Origin of the sequence: Wenzhouxiangella sp. AB-CW3 (assembly GCF_014725735.1) — a bacterium.
Classification (GTDB): Bacteria; Pseudomonadota; Gammaproteobacteria; order Xanthomonadales; family Wenzhouxiangellaceae; genus Wenzhouxiangella.
Genome location: NZ_CP061368.1, coordinates 374419 through 398483 on the forward strand (window position 1 = coordinate 374419; position 24065 = coordinate 398483).

Below are 24065 nucleotides of genomic sequence, written 5' to 3' on the forward strand. Positions count from 1 at the left end.
GATTCGCTTCAGTTCGATGCGGTGGCAAGGCCCTCAGCGAATCCTCCCAATGGAGGCTGGCATGCCCTGCGGGGGAGGCGAAGAGGCGAAAGGTGAAAGGCAGAGATCCGTCCGGCACCCGGAAACGGATTCTGAGCGTCAGCTTCATGATTTCCCTGAACCCTGAACCCTGAACCCTGAACCCTGAACCCTGAACCCTGAACCCTGAACCCTGAACCCTGAACCCTGAACCCTGAACCCTGAACCCTGAACCCGTAAAGCGTCCCTTACCCCTCCTCCCAGAGGTTCTTCGGGCAGGCGAGCGGAAACACCACCGGCCGACTCGGCACCGCATCCGTACACCAGTCCGGCAACTGCAGGTTCAGCAGGTACAGCCCGTCGGGCACCTCGTCGGGTACAAAAACGAACTCGGTGACCGTGCGTTCGGCCACGGTCTCTTGCGTCGGCTGGCGGTCTTCGTTCAGGGCCCAGAAGCGGCGATGGGCCGGCAGACTGCCGTCATCCTGGCCTCGGTCGATGGACGGAGTGTCGACCAGCAGGTGTTCGACGCCGCGATGCAGCAGCCAGTCGATGGCTTCCAGGGTGAAATAGGGATGCGGATTGTCGCCCTGGTATTGTCGCTGCCGCTTGCCCGGATCGTTGGGCCGGGTGCGAACGATCAGCGCCGGGGTGTCGATATCGGCAGCGGATAGGTCGGCACGGCTGATGACCTTCTCATTGGCCTGGCCCGGCGGAGGATAGGTCTCGCCGGTCTGCTTGCAGACGTGGGTCATCACGCTGACCACGCGCGCGGCCATCCAGGCCGGCGGGCAGGGTGGTTCGGTGAAGGCATGGCTGAGGTGGGCAATGCTTTCGGTGTGGGTGCCGTGGCAGTGGGGAGTGAGCTCCAGACGCTCGACATTGCACGACCCGCCGCGCGCGGTATCGCCGACGAAGTTACCGGCTTCCAACGCCTGGGCACTGGCCGGTTCAACGCCGTAGAAAGAGGGTTGGCTTCCGGCAAAATCCAGCGGCAGGGCCAGGCTGATGCCGGTATTCCCATCAGCCTGGTAGCGTTGTCCCCGGTGTTCGAACCACAGCTTCAAGCGAATTGATCCCGCTCGAGCCCCAGCCACTCCAGCGCCGTGCCGTGATAGAGCCGTTCACGCGTGGGCTCGTCCAGGTCGAGACTGTCGATGCCGCTGCCGGGCTGCTGTTCGCCCAGCGGGAAGGGGTAGTCCGTGCCCATGGCGATGCGCTCCGGGCCCATCAGCTCGAGCAGGTATTCCAGTGCCTTCTGGTCATGCACGCAGGAGTCGAGGTAGAAGCGGTCGAGGTAGTCGCGCGGGCCACCGTTGGGATTGTCCACCGCGACCAGGTCCGGGCGCATGCGCCAGCCGTGCTCGATACGGCCGATGGTGAACGGGAAGCTGCCACCACCATGGGCGAACAGGACTCGCATGTTCGGGTGACGGTCGAACACGCCGCCGAAGATCATCGAGCAGATCGCGCGCGACTGCTCGGCCGGCATGCCCACCAGCCACGGTAGCCAGTACTTGTTCATCGATTCCTTGCCCATCATGTCCCAGGGATGCACCAGGACGGCCGCGCCCAGGTCGCTGGCCGCGGCAAATACAGGCTCTAGCTCGGGGTCATTCAGGTTCCAGCTGTTGATGTGCGAGCCGATCTGTACGCCCCTGAGGCCCAGCTCCTTGACACAACGTTCCAGCTCGCGTGCGGCCAGTTCCGGTGCCTGCAGCGGCAGGGTGGCCAGGCCGGCCAGGTGACGCGGATGTTCGCGGCACTGCTCGGCCAGGTGGTCGTTGAGATACTGGCCCAGGTAAAGCGCGTGCTCGGGATCGGCGTGGTAGCTGAACATCACCGGCACGGTGCAGGCGACCTGCACCTGCACGCCCTTGGCGCCGTAGTCGGCAATGCGTTGCTCGATATCCCAGCTCAGGGGATCAACCGCCCGGAAGAACTTGCCGTCCTTATGAATCTCGGCCTTGCTATCGTCCCGGCCGGTGTCGTGGTGAATGGTCGGGAAGCCGGTGGTGTTGAACTTCTCGTTCAGATCCGGCCACTCGCGCGGCAGGATGTGGGAGTGCATGTCGATTTTGAGCATATTCATTTCTCCGGATGCAGATGCCCACACTGCGGACAGGTGCGATTCTCCTCGCTGCTGAAGAAGCGTTCGAACACCGGCGGGAAATCCTTTTCGATGTTCTTCAGCTCGAAGTATTCCTCGTAAACGCAAGCATTGCATTCCGGGCAGAACCACATCAGGCCGTCCTTCTCTTCCGGCAGGCGTTTGCGTTCGATGACCAGGCCGACGGTATCGGCGAACCGCTGCGGCGAATGCGGCACTTTCGGCGGCAGCAGGAAGATCTCGCCCTCGCGGATGGTGATGTCCTTCGGCTGGCCGTTCTCGATGACCTTGAGCAGCATGTCGCCCTCGACCTGATAAAAGAATTCCGGGCCTTCGTCGTAATGGTAGTCAGTGCGCTCGTTCGGTCCGCCCACCACCATGACGATGAAGTCCTCGTCGGACCAGATCATCTTGTTGCCCACCGGGGGTTTCAGCAGGTGGCGGTTGTCCTCGATCCATTGCTTGAAGTCGATTGGCATGCTTGGCAACATGGTGGACCTCTTCATCTTGGTGAAGAGGTCAGTGTAAAGTGTGAAGTGTAAAGAACAAAGAGGTGGGTGCAGGCCCCTGACGCTTTTCCCCTTCCGTAAGCCCGACAGAATCCAGCCTACTCAAGCCCCAGCCGCAAGCCGTACTTCACACTTCACACTTCACACTTCACACTTCACACTTCAAATTCACTCGTCCCCCAAATAAGCAACACACTTCAACTCGACTGCAATCGGCGTGGGCAGTGCCCCGACCTCCACCGTGGTGCGGCAGGGGCGGTGGTCGGTGAAGTGTTCGGCGTAGATACGGTTGAAGGTGGCGAAGTCGCGTTTCATGTCGGTCAGGAACACGGTCACGTCGACCAGGTCTTCCCAGCGCGCACCCGAGGCTTCGAGAATGGCGCGGACGTTGCGAAACACCGAGCGAGTCTGATCGGCGACATCGTAGGCGATCACTTCTCCTTCCTCGTTCAGCGTCACGCCGGGAATGTCTTTTCCCTTCGGCGCACGGGGTCCGACGCCGGACAGAAACAGGAACGGCCCGGCGCGTCGTGAATGCGGGTAGGCGCCGACGGGGGGTGGGGCGTTTTCGGTGCTGTGCTCTTGGTTGCTCATGGTGTCATTTTCTGTTGATTGCTCTTTAGGGTGAAGGGGAAGACGTGAGACGGAAGATGGAAGGCGGTAAAAAAGGGCACTTATCCCATCACGGTCACCGTCTTACGTCTCCCATCTTACGTCTCCCGTCTTCCGTCTCCCGTCTCCCGTCATCGCCAATCGCCACGCACACATTCTTCGGCTCGGTAAAAAACCGCATCGCCTCGAAGCCGCCTTCCTTGCCCAGGCCGGAGGCCTTGTGGCCGCCGAAGGGGGTTCTCAGGTCGCGTTTCATCCAGCAGTTGATCCAGATGATGCCGGCCTCCAGGCGCGCGGCCATGCGGTGAGCGCGGTCGATGTCGCGGGTCCAGACCGACGCGGCCAGGCCGTAGTCGACGCCGTTGGCGATCGCCAGCGCTTCTTCTTCGTCGATGAAGGGGATCAATGTGGCCACCGGGCCGAACACCTCGGCCTGGTTGATGTCGGCTTCCGGTCCCAGGCCATCGATCAGGGTCGGTTCGATGAACCAGCCGTCGTCGCAGCGCCCGCCCGGTCGGCCGGGCTTTCCGCCGACCAGAACCTGTCCGCCGGCCTCGCGAGCCTGCTCGATATGGCCCATGACCTTGTCGAACTGGACCTTCGAAACCACCGCGCCCTGGTCGGTGCCGGTCTCCAGTGGATCGCCGACGACCAGCTTGCCGGTGCGCTCGATGAGCTTGTCGCGGAAAGTCTTGTAGATGTCTTCCTGCACCAGGATGCGCGAGCCGCAAAGGCAGATCTGGCCCTGGTTGGAAAACGCCGCTCGCACGACTTCATCGGCCGTGGCGTCGAGATCGACATCGTCGAACACGACCGTCGGGTTCTTGCCGCCCATTTCCAGCGCCAGCTTGACGAAGCGCGGCGAGAGTTCGGCGGCCAGCATCCCTCCGACTCGGGTCGAGCCGGTGAAGGTCAGCGCCTTGAGCGCGCGGTGGGATGACAGCGCCCTGCCGGCGCTGTCGCCGGAACCGTGCACGATGTTGAGCACGCCGGCCGGAAAGCCGATTTCTTCGGCAATGCGCGCCAGCATCCAGGCACTGGCAGGCGTGACCTCGGAAGGCTTGGCCACCACCGTGTTGCCGGCGGCCAGTGCCGGCGCGATCTTCCAGCTCATCAGATAAAGCGGCAGGTTCCACGGCGAGATGGCGCCGACCACGCCCAGCGGTTGGCGCAGGGTGTAGTTGAAGCCGGACGGCCCCATGTCGTGCGCTTCGCTGAAGAACTGGCTGGCCGAGGCGGCGAAGAAGCGCAGGTTGCTGACCACCCGCGGGATATCGACTGAGGCGGCGAGCGCCAGCGGTTTGCCGGTATCGATGCTCTCGGCGCGGGCTAGCTCGTCGGCATGACGCTCGACGGCATCGGCCAGCCGGTTGAGCCAGTGCGCACGCTCATCGGGCAGCAGCGCCGACCAGTCGCCGAAGGCACTTTCGGCAGCCGCCATGGCCTGGCCGATATCGTACTGGCCGGATTCTGCGACGGTCGCGTATTCCGCCCCGGTGGCCGGCTCGAATACCGGCAGAGTCTTGCCGGTTTGGGCCGGGGCAAACTCGCCGCCGATGTAGTTCTCGACGCGCATCTACAGACTGCCGAGCCGGCCGCCGTCGACCGGCAGGTTGATTCCGGTGATGTAGCCGGCCAGCGGTGAGCACAAGAATGCGATGGCCGCGGCAGTCTCTTCCGGCTTGCAGAAGCGGCCCAGCGGCACGCCGGCAAGCATGGTCTTCTGTACCTGGTCTTCGCTGGTGTCCTGCGACTTCGCCTTGCCGGCCACCAGGCTGTCCAGACGCGGCGTCTCGGTAAAGCCGGGCAGGACGTTGTTGACCGTGATGCCGTCGGGGCCCAGTTCACGCGACAGCGTCTTGGCCCAGGCCGCCACCGCGCCGCGAACTGTATTGGACACGCCCAGCCCGGGAATCGGTTCTTTCACCGAGGTCGAAATGATGTTGACGATACGCCCGTAGCCGGCTTCGCGCATGCCCGGCACCAGCGCCTGGGCCAGGCGTTGACCGGCGATGAGATGCTGGTGAAAACCGACTTCGAACTCGTCCGGGTGGGCATCGATGGCCCGCCCGGCTGGTGGTCCGCCGGAGTTGTGAATCAGAATGTGGTAGTGCCTGTCGCTCAGGTTCTCCAGACCGTCGGCTAGTGCCGCGGGGTCTCCGAGGTCCAGCGCAAGAAGATCGTGCCCGTCGCCCGGCAGAGTCTGATGGACGGCAGCAAGACGCTCCTTGTTGCGCGACAGCAAGGTGACTGTGGCGCCGCAGTCTGCAAGAGTCGAGGCGGTCGCTGCACCGATACCCTGACTGGCTCCGCAGATCAGGGCTCGTCGGCCCGATAGATCCAGGTTCAACATGGTGTTTGGATGACTTGTGAATATGACAGGAATTCGAGGTTATCACAGCTCAGAAAGGACCTGAATCGGGCTGGCCCTGGTTTTTCCTCCCGCGTACCTTGGCTCAGATTTCGGGGTGTCCGACACGCTTGTGGAGGCAAACTGTGATGTGCCTTTCCGTTTGGCCCCAGGTGATCTGCGCCTTCACATTCGATAGCTTTCATGTAGATAGACTGCCGCCTCGATTGGGACGCCTCGACGTCCTGAATTCTGCTGACCTGAAGAGTTGGCGCAGCCATTGAGGAGGTAAGAATGGAAATCATCAAGTTCGGTAATGACAATATCGAGAACACACTGGCCAAGATGAAAGACAGTGAACTCGACGATCTCGCTTTCGGTGCCATTCAGTTGGACGCCGCCGGAACGATTCTTCAGTACAACGCTGCCGAGGGAGACATCACCGGGCGTGATCCAAAAGCCGTGATCGGCAAGAACTTCTTCAGGGATGTAGCGCCATGTACGGACTCCAGAGAGTTTCGCGGCAGGTTTGAAGACGGTGTCAAGGATGGCAACCTGAACTCCATGTTCGAGTATGTCTTCGATTACGAAATGCAGCCGACCAAGGTCAAGGTCCACATGAAGACCAGCCTGTCAGGTGACAGCTACTGGGTGTTCGTCAAGCGAGTCTGATGTTCTATGCAGTCAAGCCGTGACCGCATTAATAACCAGCAACGCTGGTCTCAATAGTCATGGTCGCTGCCTTTTGGGAGATCATTGGCGCTGAACTCAGAGAGCAGAACTGCTGCCAGTGATTGCTTCAACTGCCTGTCATAAGGGGTGATACTTGGAACTTGATGCCCATCTGCTTCGCCCGGTGATCGCCAGTCTGATCACGGATGAACTGGCCGATATGCGAGGTGTCGGTCGGCTTGACCTTTCATCCGGCAGTTGGAATGGAGCCACCGTCATCGGTAGCGATGAGCTTCCCGTTGACTCCATCGAGATGGTCTCGTTGGCCACGAGCTGCGCCGAGTTGTTCGGGCTGCAGGAAACGGGGGCTGGCGACTACCTGCTTCGCTATCGATCCATAGCCGAGTGGGCAGAGCTGGCCGTCGACGGCATTCGGGATACCGGGATGGTGTCGTTCCGCACCTCTGGCACGACCGGCAACGCCAAGACAGTGTCCCATCGGCTGGTCGATCTTGAGCAGGAAGTAGTGGAGTTAACTCATCTCGTGCTCGGCGTCCGACGAATGGTCTCCCTGGTGCCCGCCCATCATATCTACGGTTTCCTGTTCACCGTGCTTTTACCAATGCATCTGGGACTGCCGGTCAACCGGGACGGGTGCTTGTCCGGTCTTCCTCCCCGGCATCTCGAGTCCGGTGACTGGCTGATTGGTTTCCCTCTTCGCTGGCGCCAGATCAAACGCTTGCGGCGGGAAATTCCTTCTGGTGTTTCGGCAGTCACATCGACCTCGCCCTGTCCTTCCGAGCTGGTGCAAGACATGAAGAGTCTGGGCCTTGATCGCATGCTGGCCATATACGGTGCGACGGAGACTGCAGGCGTTGGATACCGATTCGATGCGGAACAGCCTTATACCCTGTTTGACTACTGGAGCTGGTCCGGAAGCAGGCTGCATCGTTGCTGCAAGGATGGCCGACTGATCGAGATTGAACCCGAAGATGAGCTGGCGTTCGAGAACGATGGTCAATTCCGGCCCATGGGCAGAAAGGACACGGTGGTTCAGGTGGCCGGCAGGAATGTGCGTCCGGAACATGTGGCTGCCCGCATCACTGCTCATCCCCTGGTTGAACGTTGTAGTGTGGAGTTGGACACAACCCGGGATGAGCCTCGCCTGACTGCTTCGATCATTCTGGTATCCAATGCCAGTGCCACCGACGCGGAGTCTGTGTTGCATCGCTGGGCACAGGAGAAGCTCAACAGTGCCGAACGCCCGATGCGCTGGACTTTTGCCGGAGAATTGCCGGCCACGGCTACGGGCAAAACACGCGGCTGGAGCCTGTCGTCTTGAGTCTCGTTCGGGTAGACGGTGCCCCTCTTTCGACAAACCACATCGAACAGATTGCCCAGGGCGCTCGGGTTCAGATCGGTCGGCGCATTCTAATTGCAGCGGGACAACAACGACATCGTCTCGACGAATTGATCGATCAGCGCCGACTGATCTACGGCGTCACCACGGGCTACGGCCCGCTGGCGGGGCGTCATATCGACCCTTCGCGATCGGGAGAACTGCAACGCAACCTGATCTATCACCTGGCCAGCGGCACCGGCCCGCCGCTCGAGCGCCGCGCGGTGCGGGCGATCATGGCAGTGCGCCTGAACACCCTGGCCCAGGGTTACTCCGCCGTCCGACCCGAAACCCTGGAGATGCTGGCTGCATGGTTGAATGCAGACATCGTTCCGATCGTTCCGGCCAGGGGGACCGTGGGGGCCAGCGGCGACCTGACGCCGCTGGCCCATATCGCCCTGGCCCTGATGGGCGAAGCCGAGGTCTGTGACAACGGACAACGCCGCCCGGCGGCATCGGCCATTACCGAGCGGGGCTGGCAGCCGCTCAAGCCGGAAGCAAAGGATGCGTTGGGGCTGGTCAACGGCACGGCTGCCATGACGGGGATCGCGGCATTGAACGGACAGGCTGCCCTGCGTAGTGTTGACCTTGCGCTTCGCTGCACCGTGGCCTATGCCGAGTGCCTGCAGGGACAGCTCGAGGCCTGGGACCCTGCGTTCGGCGTCATGCGTCCCCATTCGGGGCAGCAGGAAGCCCATGAACGCCTGCTGAAGCTTGCTGCGGGCAGCCAGCGTCTCATCCCTGGTCAGCCGAGGTATCTCCGGTCCGCGGTCGAGCAATCCAGTCCCGTCCACGACAGCCGGTCACTGCTGCAGGATCCCTACACCATCCGTTGTGCACCCCAACTCTTCGGGGCGGTTCTGGATGTCATCGAATTCCACAACAGTACCGTTGATCGGGAGATCAACTCGGTCACGGACAACCCTGTGTTCGATCCGGAAGCCGATGCCGTGCTGCATGGCGGAAATTTCTACGGTCAACATGTCGCCTTTGCCGCCGACAGCCTGACCAACGCAGTCATCAAGACAGCCGTGCATTCCGAGCGTATGGTCGCTCGACTGACTGATGAAAATCAGAATGGTGAACTACCTGCTTTCCTGCAGGGCCTGAGCACCGGCCTGCACAGCGGCCTGATGGGCGCGCAGGTCACGGCCTCTGCCATCGTTGCCGAGCTGAGGAGTCTGGCCCATCCGGCCTCCATCCAGTCGGTGCCCACCAATGCCAACAACCAGGACGTGGTCACCATGGGCACGATTGCCGCACGCAAGACTGCCGAGGTGCTGACCCAGACCCGGGAGCTGCAGTCCATCGCGGCCATCACCATGGCCCAGGGGGTTGATCTTGTCGGCTCGGATGGTTTCGCTCCAGCCACTGTGGCATTGCGCGACTGGGTGCGGGACTACTCGCCTGCCATTTCCACGGATCGCCCACTTTACGGCGACATCGAGAGGGTCGGGCAGGCGCTGCATGATGCCGCCGGTCAGCCGATTGACCGCATTAGTAATCTCGACCGATAAGAACGCCTATGCTTCACTGGTCATTGATGAAGACTCGTTGCAAGATGGCACCATGCCGCGCTACATCCTCGACCTGGACATCAGTGCCGAAACCTACCTGAGTTACTACCAGGGCAGGGCGGCCACCGTATTCGCTGTCGACCGCCAGGGCCGACGCCTGCGCTTCCCGGCCATGGCCCTGCGCAACCACATCACCCACACCGGCATCCACGGCACCTTCTGCCTGGAGACCGACGACAATCACCGGCTGGTCGGGTTTCGTCGACTGAAGTCATCGTGGTGACCCTGCAAAACCTGCATTGTTGGCAGGCCTTCGTCGAAATACTGAACGAATGCGCATCTGCCCGGAATTAATTCGCCGTCGCTCGCTGTCTACCAAAACGCTCCCAAGGAGTCTCAGCCATTCGCAAAGAGATGACTGATCCCAGAATCAAGAACGGCCCTGGCTACCGGGGAGCATTGGGCCCGATCCGAGTTCTGCGGTAAGCTTTGCCCCGAATAATCAGCTTAGGAAAAATCATGACGCTCTGGATGGTGCGCTCGGCTTCAGGTGGCCGATTGGCCGATGAGTTCGTGGAGAAGGGGGTGGTGGCGTTGGGTGCCTCTCCGATAGGTGATCTGGCGTGTTTTTCGGACAAGCAGGGCATTCTGGACGCCCTGGAACAGCTCCGCCCCGACTTCAAGCCGGGTAAGCTTCAGGCTGCGGCGAGCCAGTGGATTCGTTTCCGGGACGAAATCCAGCCCGGAGACAAGGTGATCACGTACGATTCAAGCCGTCGCGTCTACCACGTTGGAGAAATTTCCAGCGACTACCAGCACGAGCCCGGCATCGTCGCTGAGTTCCAGCATTTTCGTTCCGTAGAGTGGAAGGGAGAGGTCGATCGCGATGTGTTGTCGGCCCGTGCCCGCAATTCCCTCGGGTCGACGCTGACTCTTTTTCGGATTCCGGATGACGTGGCCGAGGAGATTCTGGGGGCCTTGTCAGGTCAGCCGGCACCAGCATCAGGACACGAAGGCGCGGAGAGTGCCGAGGACGAGGACGAGGATGCACTGCTCGAGGGCTACCGGAGCCGGGCGCTGGAGATCATCAAGGACCGGATCAACCGCCTGGGGCATCGACAGATGGAACACCTGGTCGCCGGGGTGCTCCGGTCCATGGGCTACAAGACCCGGGTTTCCCGCGAGGGCTCGGATCTGGGCGTCGATATCCTGGCCTCACCCGACGGTTTCGGTTTCGAATCGCCGCGCATCATCGTGGAGGTGAAGCATCGGTCCGGCACGGCCATCGGCAGCAAGGATATCCGCAACCTGGTCGGGGGGCGTCACGCCAGCGACAAGGGGCTTTTCGTTTCTACCGGCGGGTTCACAAAGGATGCCCGCTACGAGGCCGATCGTGCGAATATCCCGCTGATGCTGTGGGATCTGGATGACCTGGTTCAGGCGCTCATCGAGAATTACGACAACGCCGATCAGGAAACCCGTACGCTGATCCCGCTGACCCGGCTGTTCTGGCCGGTTTGAAGTCCCGCAGAAAAAGGAATTCACGACAACCGTGTTCGAACAGACGTTTCGCAATCTCGACAATGTGCTTCGGCAGGAAGCCGGTTGCGCCACCGAACTGGACTACACCGAGCAGACATCGTGGATGCTGTTTCTCAAGTATCTGGCTGATCTGGAGAAAGAGCGATCCATGGAGGCTGAGCTGCGTGGGAAGTCTTACGACTTTCTGCTGGAAGCGCCTTATCGCTGGTCAAGCTGGGCGGCGCCCAAGAACGAAGACAGCGAGTTTGATCATGACATAGCGCTCACTGGTGACGATCTGATCGAATTCGTCAACGGCAAGCTGTTTCCCTATCTGCAGGGCTTTCGCGAGCGCACCGCCGAGACCGATACCATCGAGTACAAGATCGGCGAGATCTTTTCGGAAATCCGCAACAAGTTCACCAGCGGCTACAGCCTGCGCGACGCGCTGGAACTGGTCGACACGCTCAGCTTTGGCTCGCAGAAGGAAAAGCACGAGCTCTCGCACCTGTACGAGGCCAAGATTCGCAACATGGGCAATGCCGGGCGAAACGGTGGCGAGTATTACACCCCGCGTCCGCTGATTCGCGCCATGATCCGGGTGATCCAACCGGAGATCGGCGAGCGCATTTACGACGCCGCGGTCGGATCGGCCGGCTTCCTTTGCGAGGCCTACGATTACCTGCGTTACGGTCCTGACGGACCGGATGCCGAGAATCCACCGAAACTGTCCACCGAAGATCTCGATACCCTGCAGCGGCGAACCTTTCACGGCAAGGAAAAGAAGAGCCTGCCCTACGTGATCGGCATCATGAACATGATCCTGCACGGCATCGAGGCGCCCAACATCGTCCACACCAATTCCCTGACCGAGAATCTCGATGATGTTCAGGAGAAGGATCGCTATGACATCATCCTGGCCAATCCGCCTTTCGGCGGCAAGGAGCGCAAGGAGATCCAGCAGAATTTCCCAATCCGCACCGGCGAGACGGCGTTTCTGTTCCTGCAGCACTTCATCAAGCACTTGAAGGCCGGCGGGCGGGCCGCCATCGTGATCAAAAACACCTTCCTGTCCAATTCCGACAACGCCTCGCGTGCCCTGCGCCAGGAACTGCTGGAAAACTGCAACCTGCACACCGTGCTCGACTGCCCCGGCGGCACCTTCCTGGGCGCGGGCGTGAAGACCGTAGTGCTGTTCTTCGAGAAGGGCGCACCAACCCAAAAGACCTGGTACTACCAGCTCGATCCCGGTCGCAGCTTGGGCAAGACCAATCCGCTCAACGACGACGACCTGGAAGATTTCGTCGAAAAGCAGAAAACCTTTGCCGATTCCGAACAGTCCTGGACCGTGCCCTTCGACCAGGTCGACACCGAGACGTGGGACCTGTCGGTCAAGAATCCCAACAAGGCCGAAGAAGCCCCGTTGCGCGACCCGCAGGAAATCATCGACGAAATCGAAGCACTGGATGTCCAGAGCCGGGAGATTCTGGAAGGGATCAGGGGGATGTTGTGACTAACGGTCAGGGCCAGATTAAGACTCTAGGAGATGTGCTAAAGCTTGAGTACGGAAAGCCACTACCGAAGGAAAAGCGTAAAAATCAAGGTAAGTATCCGGTCTTTGGTGCAAATGGGGTCAAGTGTTTTACCGATGTCCCATTCCACGCAAAGAGCAGCATCATCGTTGGACGTAAAGGAACTGCCGGTGCAGTAAACCTTGTTGATGGTGGCTTTTGGCCCCTTGATGTTACTTACTTTGTAACACTAGTGTCCGGTTAAAAGTGCTCTGAATCCCGAAAATCGCATGTTTTACAGCACATTACAAGCGGAAAAAGGTGTCCCCGATTTGAACGCGGAGTTCGCGGTGTATAACCAAGCCGATACCGTGCCCTCCGGAGTGGCAAATGAACATCGGCAAGACGCTTTTTGCTCAGATTATGGATTTCCTTCCCTGGAAGACTTTCCACCGCACCGTCGACCGATACGACGGCAACCGGCGAGTGCGAACTCTGAGCTGCGCCGAACAGTTCCGCTGTATGGCCTTTGCCCAGCTGACCTACCGCGAGAGCCTGCGGGACATCGAAGCCTGTCTCCAGGTTCAGTCTGCAAAGCTTTACCACATGGGCTTTCGCCAGCCGATTCGTCGAGCAACTCTTGCCGATGCAAACGAGTCGCGAGATTGGAGAATTTACGGCGACTATGCCCAGCATCTGATTGCACAAGCGAGAAGCCTCTATGTCGACGAATCCATAAGCTCGGGTCTTCCCGATACGGTTTACGCACTCGACTCAACCACCATCGACCTATGTCTGTCGATGTTCCCATGGGCACCATTTCGCACGGCAAAAGCGGCAGTCAAACTTCATACCCTGCTGGATCTGCGCGGATCGATTCCCAGCTTCATTCATATCTCCGACGGCAAGCTGCACGACGTCAATGTTCTAGACTTGCTGATTCCGGAGGCAGGTTCGTTTTACGTGATGGATCGGGCCTACCTGGACTATGCTCGACTATTCAATCTGGCCCAGGCCGGCGCCTTCTTTGTAATCCGGGCCAAATCAAACCTGGACTTCCGGCGGGTCTATTCTGCTGCTACAGATCGGCAAGCTGGGCTGATCTGCGACCAAACTATTGCGCTCTGCGGCCAGCGTCCAAGCAAGTACTATCCTCAACACTTGAGACGCATTCGCTTCAAGGACCCGGAAACCGGAAAGACCCTGGTATTTCTCACCAATCAGTTCCAACTCCCGGCTCTTACGATCTGCGCGTTGTACAAAAGCCGGTGGCAGGTCGAGCTGTTCTTCAAGTGGATCAAGCAAAATCTCCGTATCAAGTGCTTCTTCGGCCGATCGGAGAACGCAGTCAAGACACAAATTTGGATTGCTGTGTCGACCTATGTGCTGATCGCCATCATCAAAAAGCGTTTGGACCTCGATATTTCGCTGCACGCAATGCTACAGATTATCTCCATAACTGTATTTGAAAAAACACAGTTGAAACAGGCGGTTACGATCGACCGAAGCGATCTGGATCAGATCAAAGACGGTAACCAATTGAATCTATTCGGCTTTTAAACCGGACACTAGTGACTTTGTAACCTTCGACGAAAGCCAGTATGATTTGAAGTTCCTATACTACTTGCTGGTTCATCTTGATCTCCCCAGGCTTGCTACTGGAGTCAAGCCAGGGATCAATCGCAACAACGTTTACGCGATTGAGCGCTGGATACCGCCGGTGGAGGAACAAAAACGCATCGTCACCATTCTCGACGAGGCCTTCGCGGGCATTGAAACGGCCATCGCCAATACCCAGAAGGCCAAAGCCTGGGCTGATAAGCTATTTGATAGCTGCCTGAATCGCCGATTAGCCAGTATTGCATCAGCGGATGAAATTCAGACCTTGAGTGATGTGACGGAGCTGATTGTCGATTGTGAGCACAAAACTGCCCCAACTCAAGAAACGGGTTTTCCTTCAATACGCACTCCGAACATTGGCAAGGGAATTCTGCTGCTTGATGGTGTAAAACGAGTCTCGGAGGAGGTTTATAACCAGTGGACCAGGCGTGCCAAGCCTGAGGGTGGTGACTTGATTCTTGCTCGTGAGGCGCCTGCTGGAAACGTCGGTGTCATCCCTGCAGATCAGAAGGTCTGTTTGGGGCAAAGAACCGTGCTCATCCGCCCTAAGAGAAACATGGTCAAGCCGAAGTATTTGGCATATTTGTTGCTCCATCCCGATGTGCAGCGCAGACTCATGGAGAAGTCAACGGGCGCAACCGTGCAGCATATTAACCTGCGTGATATTCGTGCTCTGCAGCTGGGAGCTATGCCGCCCATGGATGTTCAAAAGCGTGATGTGGCCGAACTTGAAATGCTTCAGGAAAGTTCGCAGCAAGCTCTAAACATGATTGATAGTAAGCTGAAGGCGCTTGAAGAACTCAAGCAATCCCTCCTCCAAAAAGCCTTCTCTGGCGAACTGACCGCGGATCACGCCGAGCACGAGATCGAATCGGCGGCCGTCTGAGTGATTTGACCAGCCGGAAGAATTCAGACAAACTGTCACCAGATATTGACAAATGGTGACGGTTTGTCTGGTTCGCGATGGCCGCTCAACGTTCACGCACTGATGGCTTCGACGATCCCGTGGCGCTGTTTCGAGCCCACGGCGGCCAACTGCGCCTGAGCGAAGCGCTGGCACTCGGACTCAATCGTTACCAGTTCTACAAACTGCGCGACGAGGGCGTGATCGAGCCGGTCAGCCGCGGCCTGTATCGCCTGACCGAACTGCCGCCGGTCGCCGACCCGGATCTGGTCGCGGTGGCCACGCGCTTTCCCCGGGCCGTGCTCTGCCTGGTGTCTGCGCTGGCCTGGCATGACCTGACCACCCAGATTCCCCGCCGCATCGACCTGGCCGTCGAGCGCAATGCCCGTCTGCCGCGCCAGGATTACCCGCCGGTGCGCGGCTACCGTTTCTCCGGAGGTCGGTTCACCAGTGGGATCGAGCGGCACCCAATCGACGGCATCGAACTGAAGGTCTACGACCCGGAGAAAACCCTGGCCGACTGTTTTGCCTTTCGCAACAGCCTGGGCATGGATGTCGTACTCGAGGCGCTCGATCTCTACCGAAAGCGCCGGAGTCCGGCGTACGGCCTGCTCCTGAAGTATGCCCGCATCTGCCGGGTCGAGAAGATCATGCGCCCATACCTGGAGGCGCCAGGTTGACGGCCAATATTGCCGCATCGGTTCGGCAGCGCCTGCTGAATCTCGCTCGTGACCAGGGGCGTCCGTTTCAGGAGGTGCTCCAGTTCTATGTGATGGAACGTTTTCTGTACCGATTGAGCCAGTCGGCCCATGCAGATCGCTTCGTGCTCAAAGGTGCTCTGATGCTCCAGGTGTGGGAATCACCGGAGGCGCGACCCACGATGGATATCGATATGCTCGGCCGGACGGACAACGACCTGGACGTGCTCCTGGGACAAGTTAGGGAAATCATGGATGCCGACCTTGAAGTGGACGACGGGCTGACTTTTCATGGCGACTCGCTGGAGGCCGAAGTCATTACCGAAGATGCCGAGTACGAGGGTGTGCGCATCCGCGGCTGGGCCGAACTGGATCGGGCTCGGGCCAGAGTGCAGGTGGATATCGGTTTTGGCGATGCAGTGGTGCCCGAACCGCAGCGGCAAAGCTATCCAGTGCTTCTGGGCCAGCCTGCTCCGGAGCTGCTGTGCTATAGCCGTGAATCCACGATCGCGGAGAAGTTCCAGGCCATGGTGGCGCTGGGGGCTATCAACAGCCGCATGAAGGATTTCTACGATATCTGGCTGCTGTCTCGGCAATTCAACTTCGAAGCGGCACCGCTTTTGCGAGCAATAACTGCGACATTCGAGCGGCGTGATACGCAGGTCCCGAGGGCACCGCTCTTCGAGGATGATTTTGCCCAAGAGAAGCAGGGTCAATGGCGCGGGTTTCTTCGGCGCCTGGGCGATGAGGTGCCCGCCGAGCCAGATTTTGCTAATGTGCTAGCGGAGTTGAAAGACTTCATCGGCACCGTATTGGCCGTCGACGCTGATGAGGCGACAGCCCTGCACTGGCCAGCCGGCGGACCCTGGAACAGGAGGGACAGGGGGTAGTGAATCGAGCGAGACTCAATGAAGCCGAAACCCGGGCCGAGCTGATCGACCCCGCCTTGCGCGAAGCCGGGTGGGGTGTGGTCGACGGCAGCCGGGTGGGGCGCGAGGTGATCGCACCGGGGCGGCTGATTGGCGCCGGTCGGCGCGGCAAGCAGGATATCGCCGACTACGTGCTGTTCTACCACGGCCAGAAACTGGCGGTGATCGAGGCCAAGAAGCAGGATCTGCAGCCCACCGAGGGTCTGGCCCAGGCCAAGCGCTATGCCGAGCGGTTACAGGCACGTTTTGCCTATTCCACCAATGGCCTGGAAATCTACCGGGTCGACATGGAAACCGGCGCGGAAGGCCCGGTTGATGACTGGCCGGCGCCGGATGCGCTTTGGGGAGAAACTTTCAAGGAGCCTGACCCGTGGCGCGAGCGGTTCGGTGCCGAGCCCTTCGAGGACAAGGGCGGGGCCTGGCAGCCGCGCTATTACCAGCACAATGCGATCAACCGCGCCCTGGAGGCAATTGCCGATGGCAATGACCGCATTCTCCTGACCCTGGCCACAGGCACTGGCAAGACCGCGATCGCCTTCCAGGTCGCCTGGAAGCTGTTTCATGCCCGCTGGTCACTAGCGGCGCGCGAGACCGGCGAACCTGCCCGACGGCCTCGCATCCTGTTTCTGGCCGACAGAAATATCCTGGCCAATCAGGCCTTCAACGATTTCTCCGCCTTTCCCGAAGACGCGCTGGTGCGCATCGACCCGCAAATCATCCGCCAGCGGGGCCGCGTACCCAAGAACGGCAGCGTTTTCTTCACCATCTTCCAGACCTTCATGACCGGAACCGATGAAGAAAGCCGACCGGCGCCGAATTTTGGCGACTATCCGCCCGATTTTTTCGATTTCATCGTGATCGACGAGTGTCACCGCGGCGGCGCCAACGACGAAAGCAACTGGCGCGGCATCCTCGAGTATTTCGCGCCGGCCGTGCAGCTCGGCCTGACCGCCACGCCAAAGCGAACACACAACGCCGATACCTACGCTTACTTCGGCGAGCCGGTCTACGCCTACTCGCTCAAGGACGGAATCAACGACGGTTATCTCACCCCGTTCAAGGTCCAGCAGATCGCTACCACCCTGGATGAGTACGTCTACACCGACGATGACGAGATCCTCGAGGGTGAGGTCGAGACCGGTAGGCGCTACCGCGAGGACGATTTCAATCGCGTCATCGAGATCAGGGCGCGCGAGGCCCATCGCATCAAATTGTTTATGGAGAAGATCGATCCGCGTGAGAAGACGCTAGTATTCTGCGCCACGCAAGAGCATGCGCTGGCCGTGCGCGACCTGATCAACCAGATCAAGCCGATATCCGACCCGAACTACTGCGTGCGTGTGACCGCCAACGACGGCGCCGAGGGCGAACGATTTCTGCGGACATTCCAGGACAACGAGAAGACCATTCCCACCATCCTGACCACCTCGCAGAAGCTCTCGACCGGCGTGGATGCCCGCAATGTACGCAATATCGTGCTGATGCGGCCGGTCAACTCGATGATCGAGTTCAAGCAGATCATCGGCCGCGGCACCCGCTTGTACGACGGCAAGGATTACTTCACCATTTACGACTTCGTGAAGGCCTACGAGCACTTCAACGACCCGGAGTGGGACGGCGAGCCGATCGAGCCGGAACGCTGCTCGATATGCAACAACCAGCCCTGTACCTGCGTCGTCGACCCGCCGAAACCCTGTCCGGTTTGCGCCGAAAGACCCTGCGTGTGCGAGAAGGAAGCACCGGAACCCTGCCCGGAATGCGGGCAGCGCCCCTGCATCTGCCTAAAGCGAAGAAAGCTGAGGATCAAGCTGGCGGATGGCAAGGAAAGAACCATCCAACACATGAGCGCGACCAGCTACTGGAGCCCGGAAGGCAAGCCAATGTCGGCCGTGCAGTTCGTTGAACGCCTGTTCGGCGAACTTCCGACGCTGTTCCGCAACGAAGACGAACTGCGCGAGCTCTGGAGCCGTCCGAAAACCCGCAAGGCGCTACTTGAAGGGCTGGAGGAAAAGGGATACGGCATCGAGCAACTGCGCGAGATCGCCAGAATGATCGACGCCCCCAACAGCGACCTGTTCGACGTGCTGGCTTACATAGCCTGGGCCCGCCCACCCATCAGCCGCGCCGAGCGCGTCGAATCGCACCGTCCGCTGATCTTCGACGGCATCGACTACCCCCAGAAGGAATTTCTTGAATTCGTGCTGGATCACTATGTCGAGAGAGGCGTCACCGAGCTCGACCCCGACAAGCTGCCCCACTTGATCGACCTGAAGTACCACAGCGTCTGCGACGCTGTCCGGGAACTTGGAAGTGTCGCGGGCATCCGAGACGTGTTTGTCGATTTTCAGCGAAAGCTGTACTAAACGTGCCTTTGGAGTCGGGCCGCATTGATCGAGTCTACCTTTAGTCAAGCCACATCGCTGTTGAATGAGTATGGCTTTCAGCTGAGTAGTCGGGAGTGGGCTGGGCTTTTCTGGGTGGTGGTAGCGGCGATTGCCTGCCTCCAGATAAGCAGCGCCCGAAGAAAGATTGCTCAGGCGCTGAGAATCGCGCTCGGGCCAAAAGTGCTTCCAATCTGGTTGGTCTACTTGACATGGATTGCCGGATTCATTTGGACATCAAATGTCCTTGGCTATTGGGAGAATGCCTTGGGGAAACTCACCTTTGTCTGGGTCTTTACGGCAGGAATTGTCCTGGTTTCCAAGTGTTAATGGCCAACTAAACTGACCCACTATTGGCCAACAATTTTGACCCACCCCGGGTGGCTTTGGCCACAAAACACTGTAGCGTCCCGTGCCAGACAAATAAGCCGGGACAGATCATTGAAGGAGTGGGTTGTGATTCACAAAATCAAAGCATTACACGATCAGGGGCGGGGCCTATCGGTCCGGGCGATCAGCCGGGAACTGGGCATTGCCCGTAACACGGTTCGCAAGTACCTGAGACTGAACGAGATGGCGATCAGCCAGGCCCAGGAGGATCCCTCGCGTAGCAAGCGTCTGGACGAGTATCGAGATTTCCTCATCCACCAGCTCAAGACGTATCCCCGGCTGAGCGCCATCAAGCTGGCTCGGCGACTGCGTGAGAAAGTGGGCGAGTTGCCAGCCTCTGAGCGTAGCCTGCGCCGCTACGTGCGAGCACTCAAGGAGCAAATCGCCAACGGCCAGACTCGTTATTACGAGCCGGTGGTTGACGCCGTACCCGGCGTTCAGTGCCAGGTTGACCCCGGCGAGCTGCGCGGAGTGATGATCGCAGGGTGGAGCGGGTGGTCTACTTCGTGGTCTTCGTTCTGGCCTGTTCACGGCTGATGTACGTGGGGTGCGATTCCAGCCTCTGGACACCGAGGCGTTCATCCAGCTTCACGACGAAGCCTTCCGCTACTTTGGTGGTGTGCCTGAGGAGTGTGTATACGATCAGACCAAGCTCGTGGTGATCCACGAGCGGTACCGAGAGCTGACGCTCAATCAACGCTTTCACCAGTACGCCACGACTGCCGGTTACCGGATCCATGCCTGCGAGGGCTATGATCCCGAGAGCAAGGGCAAGGTGGAGGCCGGGGTCAAGTACGTCAAGCAGGACGCCCTTTACGGGGAGTGCTTCGAGAGCGAGACGGCGCTGTGCCAGCACCTGCAAGGCTGGTTGGAGGCCGTGGCCAATGTTCGCAAGCACGGCGCCACCGGTCGCCAGCCGCGGGCCCACTTCGAGGCCGACGAGCGCGCACACCTGCGTCCCTACATTGTGGCGCAAAGCCTGCTTCAGGCTCGCCCTGACCACGAGACCCGCCGGGCCGACAAAACCGGGCTGATCTCGTGGAAAGCCAACAAGTACTCAGTGCCCCTGCGCTGGCAGCGGGCCCAGGTGGGTGTCTCTGAACAGGAGGGGCACCTGCATATCCATGACCTGGAGAGCGGCGAGCACATTGCTGAGCACGTGCTGTGTCTGGAGAAAGGCCGCACGATCAAGAACAACCACCACTACCGGGATCCGGCCCAGCGCATCGCGGATCTGGAAGCGGCCATCTGCCAACAGCTGCCCGACGGTCAGGGCGAGACGCTGTGCCACCTGCTCAAGGTGACCTCGCCGAGGATCTACAAGGACCAACTGGCAGGCCTGCGTGATCTGCTCAACCGGCATGGACCCGTCGACGCCGAACTGCTGCAGACACTGACTCAGCAGCCCCGGTTGACCGCCAGCACCGTGCAACGCTACCTGGAGGCGTGGCAGCAAGCTCGAGACCGCGGGCGAGCCCCCGATACCAACACAACGCCTGATCCTGAGGACCGAATGCCTGTCTCGGCCCTGCAAGCCTATGCTCAGGTTGGCCGCTCCAGTGGCCAGGAGGTGACCCATGAGTCGGCTTGAACAGACCCAGTCCCAGTACCGCAGCCTGCGCCTGAGCGCCACCGCCGGGCACCTGGGTGAGCTGCTGGCCCAAGCCGAAGCCAACGAGCTGTCCTATCTGGAGCTTGCCCGGCAGATCGCCGAGCACGAGCTGGCCGAGCGCACCCGCCGCCGCATCGACCGGCACCTGAAACAGGCACAGCTGCCGGCGCACAAGCCGCTAGAAGCGTTCGACTACCGCCACCAGACCACCATCACCAAGCGTCAGGTCAGCGCCCTGCTGGACTTCGGCTTCATCGATGAGCGCCAAAACCTGGTGTTCATCGGTCCGCCCGGGGTGGGCAAAACGCACTTGGCCATCGGCATTGCTCTGAAGGCCATTGAAGCCGGCTACAAGGTGCTGTTCCGCACGGCACTGGCGCTGGTCGAAGACCTGGAGCTGGCCGAGATGAAAGGTGAACTGAAAAAACGGCTGAGACAGTTGGGTAAGTACGATGTGCTGGTGATCGATGAGCTGGGCTACCTGCCCATGACCCGGCAAGCCCGCTACAACCTGTTCCAGCTGATCAATAGCCTGTATGAGTACCGCTCAATCATCCTGACCACCAACAAGGACTTCAGCAACTGGGGAGCCTTCTTCCACGATGACGCCGTGGCGGTACCGATCATTGACCGCGTCATCCACCACTCACACATCTTCATGCTGGGAGGAGAGAGCTATCGCTTGAAACAGAAAACCACGAGCTAGACGACACACGGTGGGTCAAAATAAATGGCCAAAAGTGGGTCAAAATAGATGGCCATTGACACCAAGTTTCCGGATGCTTCGAAGAGTGGCTTTTTCGGAGAAATAGTTGGAGGTGTGATCGGCATTACGATTCTGGTCGAGTACTTCGTCAATCTAGCCACGTTCTCCTTCTGGGTTGAGCTCATCTTGCAGCCCGTCTTGGTGATCCTTACCGTCTTGCTGGTGGTCTCAGAGCGAAATGATGACTCTCGAATGGTCAAGACCACTATTGGCACGATTTTTATTCTTTTTGCAGCTTTTCTGATTGTTTACTCGATTCGCGAACTTCTTATGGCTCCAGCGCAAGCTGATATTCGGTTCCATGCCCTTCAGATCGTCTGGCCGATTCTTCTGACTTTGTGGGTCCTCCCCCTTATCTATGCTCTTGCAGTGATCAGCGGATACCAGATGGCTTTTCTGCGGGTGAGCCAAAGTCAGGACGAATCGAGCGGCGCATGGAAGTCTCGTCTGGGAATGATTTTGGCCTTTGGTATCCGTCTCAAGTGGATCCGTGAGGCGGAGAAAGGAGGAATCGTGCATCTTGCAAGAGCCAAGTCAGTCTGGCAAGCCTACAGAGCGGGCCGGGAAATTGTCAGCGAGAAACTCTCGGAAACTCGCCGGGAGAATGAGTATCAAGAGAATCTCATTCGGTTCGCCGGTTCCGAGGAAGTGGACGGGGAAGGTCGTCCATTGGACAAGCGGGAGTTCCGGGAGACGGTTGCTGCACTTAATTGGCTCTACACCTGCCATTCGGGCTGGTACTCGCGAGAGCCGCAGGGGTACAAGGCAGATCTGCTTGCAAGGCTTGGAGATGATTTTTCCATGCACGGCCTTTCCAAACCGTCCGGAATTACCATGCATGTTTTCGAGGATGGGAGGCGATGGTATGCATGGCGCAGAACGCCCTGTGGACGACATTTCGCGATTGGGGCAGGAGGACCGCCGCCAGACCAGTGGCTATATGATGGTCCCGAACCGCCCAGTGATTTCCCAGGAATGGGCCCGGAATGGGGGGATGCCCCATTCGCAGATGAGTTCGCCCCGAATTGGTTCGATTAGTCTCACGAATGAGCCCGCCCCGGTACTCGGGGCGGGCGGAACGGTCGGAGCTCGGAATCTGTGGTTGGGGTGGCCACTTTATGCTTCCCTGGTGACCATAAACTGGCCAAAACGGCCAATTTATGCTTCCCCAACCACAAACCGTTCGATGTGTACGGAGAGGTGGTGGGCCCTGTTGGACTTGAACCAACGACCTACCGATTATGAGTCGGCTGCTCTAACCAGCTGAGCTAAGGGCCCGTGGGGGTTCAGGACTTGTCTTCGTCGGGGGACTGGGCTTCGGCCATTGGCTTGGGTGTGAGGCCCTGGGCTTCCAGTTCTTCTTTTTTGCGCTTCTGGATGTAGCTCAGGTTGTTCTTGTACATGGTGGCGACCTTGTCGACGCCGCCGGGTGCAAGAAAACCCTGATTGCCGGCGGCAATGAAGGTGGCGTAGACGCCGGATGCGGCCATCAGGGCGGCGGAAACCAGTTTGGCGTCGAAGCCGCGTTCGTTGACCATCTTGTTGGCCACTTCGATGAATTCACTGGTTGCCTGGTTGTGGGCGTCGAGCTGCTTCTGCTGTTCTGACATGATGGGCTTTGCCTTTAGCTTCCGGTTTCGGGTCTCAGCCCCCTAGAATACCATGCTCGCTGCAGGTGTCAGCCCTGATCTTTTCCGCGCCGGCGGATTGGAATGTCGGCGATCGGTACGCTGGCCACTTCGGTCTTTTCGTGGCGAATGGGCTGGCCGCTGGCCGGTGCCCAGGCCGATGCATAGACGATTTCCCAGGTCAGTGCGAAGCCGTCGCTGTTTTTTCCGTCGGCCGGGAATGCCTGGTCCAGATGATCGGCGGCGGTGCCGGAAACCAGGCGGGTGCCGCTATGGTGCAGGTCGTTGATGAGGCCCTGTCGGCTGATGTGGGTAGTGGTCAGCCAGTCGCTGTCAACAACCGGTTCCTGGAACCCGGTGCGCACCAGCAGGTCACCCAGCCGCATGGCGTGTATGACATGGCTGCCGGCCAGGGCCTGAGGATTATTGGTCATCAGCGCTTTCAGTTCGCGATGCGTGTCGGGGCCGGTGGTGGCGATCAGCATCAGGCCTCCCGGGCGCAGGATGCGGCGCAGTTCGCTGAGTACCTTCTCCGGATCGCGACACCATTCCAGCACCAGGCTGCAGAAGACCAGGTCGATGCTGTCGTCGCTCAGGGGCAGTGCTGCGGCATCGCCTGCCAGCAGCTCGAAGCGTCGTCGCCAGCGCCCGCGCTGCCGGCGTGCGCGATTGAGCATGCCCCGCGATGCATCGATGGCCAGAACGGGGGCATCGGGATAGCGACGGTGAAGCTGCCGTGCAGCCTGGCCGGTACCACAGCCCAGGTCGAGAATCCTGGCAGGATTGAAGCGGAGACCGTCGAGCCGTTCGATCAGGCGAGCGGCGGTTTCGGCTGCGACGGCGGCATGCCGGTCGTACTGCCCTGCAACCTCATCGAAGTGCCGGCGGATATGGCGGTGATCGTCGTTCATTCATGGC

22 protein-coding genes, 1 tRNA gene and 1 pseudogene are annotated in these 24065 nt (G+C 59.7%); 15 read left to right on the forward strand and 9 right to left on the reverse strand.

What is annotated here, in order from left to right:
* Positions 1-266: 266 nt before the first annotated feature.
* The 6 genes from IC757_RS01575 to IC757_RS01600 form a co-directional block, all read right to left on the reverse strand.
* Positions 267-1085, reverse strand: a complete 819-nt coding sequence (locus IC757_RS01575) for a cyclase family protein (protein ID WP_190975664.1) — start codon at positions 1083-1085, stop codon at positions 267-269.
* Positions 1082-2110, reverse strand: a complete 1029-nt coding sequence (locus IC757_RS01580) for an amidohydrolase family protein (RefSeq protein ID WP_223846206.1) — start codon at positions 2108-2110, stop codon at positions 1082-1084. Before IC757_RS01580 ends, IC757_RS01575 begins: the two co-directional genes overlap by 4 nt.
* The gene (locus IC757_RS01585; RefSeq protein WP_190975665.1) at positions 2107-2619 is read right to left on the reverse strand and encodes a 3-hydroxyanthranilate 3,4-dioxygenase; all 513 of its coding nucleotides are present in this window, start codon (positions 2617-2619) and stop codon (positions 2107-2109) included. The genes IC757_RS01580 and IC757_RS01585 overlap by 4 nt, the downstream gene beginning before the upstream one ends.
* Before the next feature lie 186 nt (positions 2620-2805).
* A complete protein-coding gene (locus IC757_RS01590; protein WP_190975666.1) occupies positions 2806-3231 on the reverse strand; it encodes a RidA family protein in 426 nt (141 codons plus the stop codon).
* 94 nt (positions 3232-3325) lie between these two features.
* Positions 3326-4825 carry an aldehyde dehydrogenase gene (locus IC757_RS01595; RefSeq protein ID WP_190975667.1) on the reverse strand — a complete coding sequence of 500 codons (1500 nt, stop codon included), beginning with the start codon at positions 4823-4825 and terminating at the stop codon, positions 3326-3328.
* Positions 4826-5602 carry an SDR family oxidoreductase gene (locus IC757_RS01600; protein WP_223846207.1) on the reverse strand — a complete coding sequence of 259 codons (777 nt, stop codon included), beginning with the start codon at positions 5600-5602 and terminating at the stop codon, positions 4826-4828.
* A 291-nt stretch (positions 5603-5893) separates the two neighbouring features.
* Between IC757_RS01600 and pyp the strand changes: the two genes are divergently transcribed.
* The 15 genes and pseudogenes from pyp to IC757_RS01675 all read left to right on the forward strand — a co-directional run bounded on the left by pyp (position 5894) and on the right by IC757_RS01675 (position 22557).
* The gene (gene pyp, locus IC757_RS01605) at positions 5894-6271 is read left to right on the forward strand and encodes a photoactive yellow protein (protein WP_190975668.1); all 378 of its coding nucleotides are present in this window, start codon (positions 5894-5896) and stop codon (positions 6269-6271) included.
* A 154-nt stretch (positions 6272-6425) separates the two neighbouring features.
* Positions 6426-7613, forward strand: a complete 1188-nt coding sequence (locus tag IC757_RS01610) for an AMP-binding protein (protein ID WP_190975669.1) — start codon at positions 6426-6428, stop codon at positions 7611-7613.
* On the forward strand, positions 7610-9187 hold the full coding sequence (gene hutH, locus IC757_RS01615) for a histidine ammonia-lyase (protein ID WP_190975670.1): 1578 nt from the start codon (positions 7610-7612) through the stop codon (positions 9185-9187). Before IC757_RS01610 ends, hutH begins: the two co-directional genes overlap by 4 nt.
* Positions 9159-9470, forward strand: coding sequence for a DUF2835 domain-containing protein (locus IC757_RS01620; protein ID WP_223846208.1), 312 nt, complete (start codon positions 9159-9161; stop codon positions 9468-9470). The genes hutH and IC757_RS01620 overlap by 29 nt, the downstream gene beginning before the upstream one ends.
* A 236-nt stretch (positions 9471-9706) precedes the next feature.
* Complete coding sequence (locus IC757_RS01625; RefSeq protein ID WP_223846209.1) at positions 9707-10708, forward strand: restriction endonuclease; 1002 nt, start codon at positions 9707-9709, stop codon at positions 10706-10708.
* A gap of 31 nt (positions 10709-10739) precedes the next feature.
* Complete coding sequence (locus IC757_RS01630; protein ID WP_190975671.1) at positions 10740-12221, forward strand: N-6 DNA methylase; 1482 nt, start codon at positions 10740-10742, stop codon at positions 12219-12221.
* Positions 12218-12484, forward strand: coding sequence for a restriction endonuclease subunit S (locus IC757_RS16955; protein WP_190975672.1), 267 nt, complete (start codon positions 12218-12220; stop codon positions 12482-12484). The genes IC757_RS01630 and IC757_RS16955 overlap by 4 nt, the downstream gene beginning before the upstream one ends.
* Before the next feature lie 125 nt (positions 12485-12609).
* Complete coding sequence (locus IC757_RS01640) at positions 12610-13779, forward strand: IS4 family transposase (protein ID WP_190974041.1); 1170 nt, start codon at positions 12610-12612, stop codon at positions 13777-13779.
* A gap of 64 nt (positions 13780-13843) precedes the next feature.
* Positions 13844-14725, forward strand: coding sequence for a restriction endonuclease subunit S (locus IC757_RS01645; protein WP_223846210.1), 882 nt, complete (start codon positions 13844-13846; stop codon positions 14723-14725).
* A gap of 77 nt (positions 14726-14802) precedes the next feature.
* A complete protein-coding gene (locus tag IC757_RS01650; protein ID WP_190975673.1) occupies positions 14803-15423 on the forward strand; it encodes a type IV toxin-antitoxin system AbiEi family antitoxin domain-containing protein in 621 nt (206 codons plus the stop codon).
* On the forward strand, positions 15420-16331 hold the full coding sequence (locus tag IC757_RS01655; RefSeq protein ID WP_190975674.1) for a nucleotidyl transferase AbiEii/AbiGii toxin family protein: 912 nt from the start codon (positions 15420-15422) through the stop codon (positions 16329-16331). The genes IC757_RS01650 and IC757_RS01655 overlap by 4 nt, the downstream gene beginning before the upstream one ends.
* A complete protein-coding gene (gene hsdR, locus IC757_RS01660) occupies positions 16331-18733 on the forward strand; it encodes an EcoAI/FtnUII family type I restriction enzme subunit R (RefSeq protein ID WP_190975675.1) in 2403 nt (800 codons plus the stop codon). Before IC757_RS01655 ends, hsdR begins: the two co-directional genes overlap by 1 nt.
* Before the next feature lie 474 nt (positions 18734-19207).
* A pseudogene (gene istA, locus IC757_RS01665) lies at positions 19208-20732 on the forward strand (IS21 family transposase).
* On the forward strand, positions 20719-21459 hold the full coding sequence (gene istB, locus IC757_RS01670; protein WP_190974040.1) for an IS21-like element helper ATPase IstB: 741 nt from the start codon (positions 20719-20721) through the stop codon (positions 21457-21459). The pseudogene istA and the gene istB overlap by 14 nt, the downstream one beginning before the upstream one ends.
* 48 nt (positions 21460-21507) lie before the next feature.
* A complete protein-coding gene (locus tag IC757_RS01675) occupies positions 21508-22557 on the forward strand; it encodes a hypothetical protein (RefSeq protein ID WP_190975676.1) in 1050 nt (349 codons plus the stop codon).
* A gap of 163 nt (positions 22558-22720) precedes the next feature.
* On the opposite strand, the gene IC757_RS01680 is transcribed toward IC757_RS01675, so the two are convergent.
* The 3 genes from IC757_RS01680 to IC757_RS01690 form a co-directional block, all read right to left on the reverse strand.
* Positions 22721-22797: transfer RNA gene (locus IC757_RS01680), tRNA-Ile, on the reverse strand.
* Positions 22798-22805: 8 nt separating this feature from the next.
* Positions 22806-23129: a DUF3144 domain-containing protein gene (locus IC757_RS01685; protein WP_190975677.1), complete on the reverse strand. Its 324-nt coding sequence runs from the start codon at positions 23127-23129 to the stop codon at positions 22806-22808.
* A 68-nt stretch (positions 23130-23197) separates the two neighbouring features.
* Entirely contained in the window at positions 23198-24058 is an 861-nt protein-coding gene (locus IC757_RS01690; RefSeq protein WP_190975678.1) for a methyltransferase domain-containing protein, read from the reverse strand.
* Positions 24059-24065 lie beyond the last annotated feature (7 nt).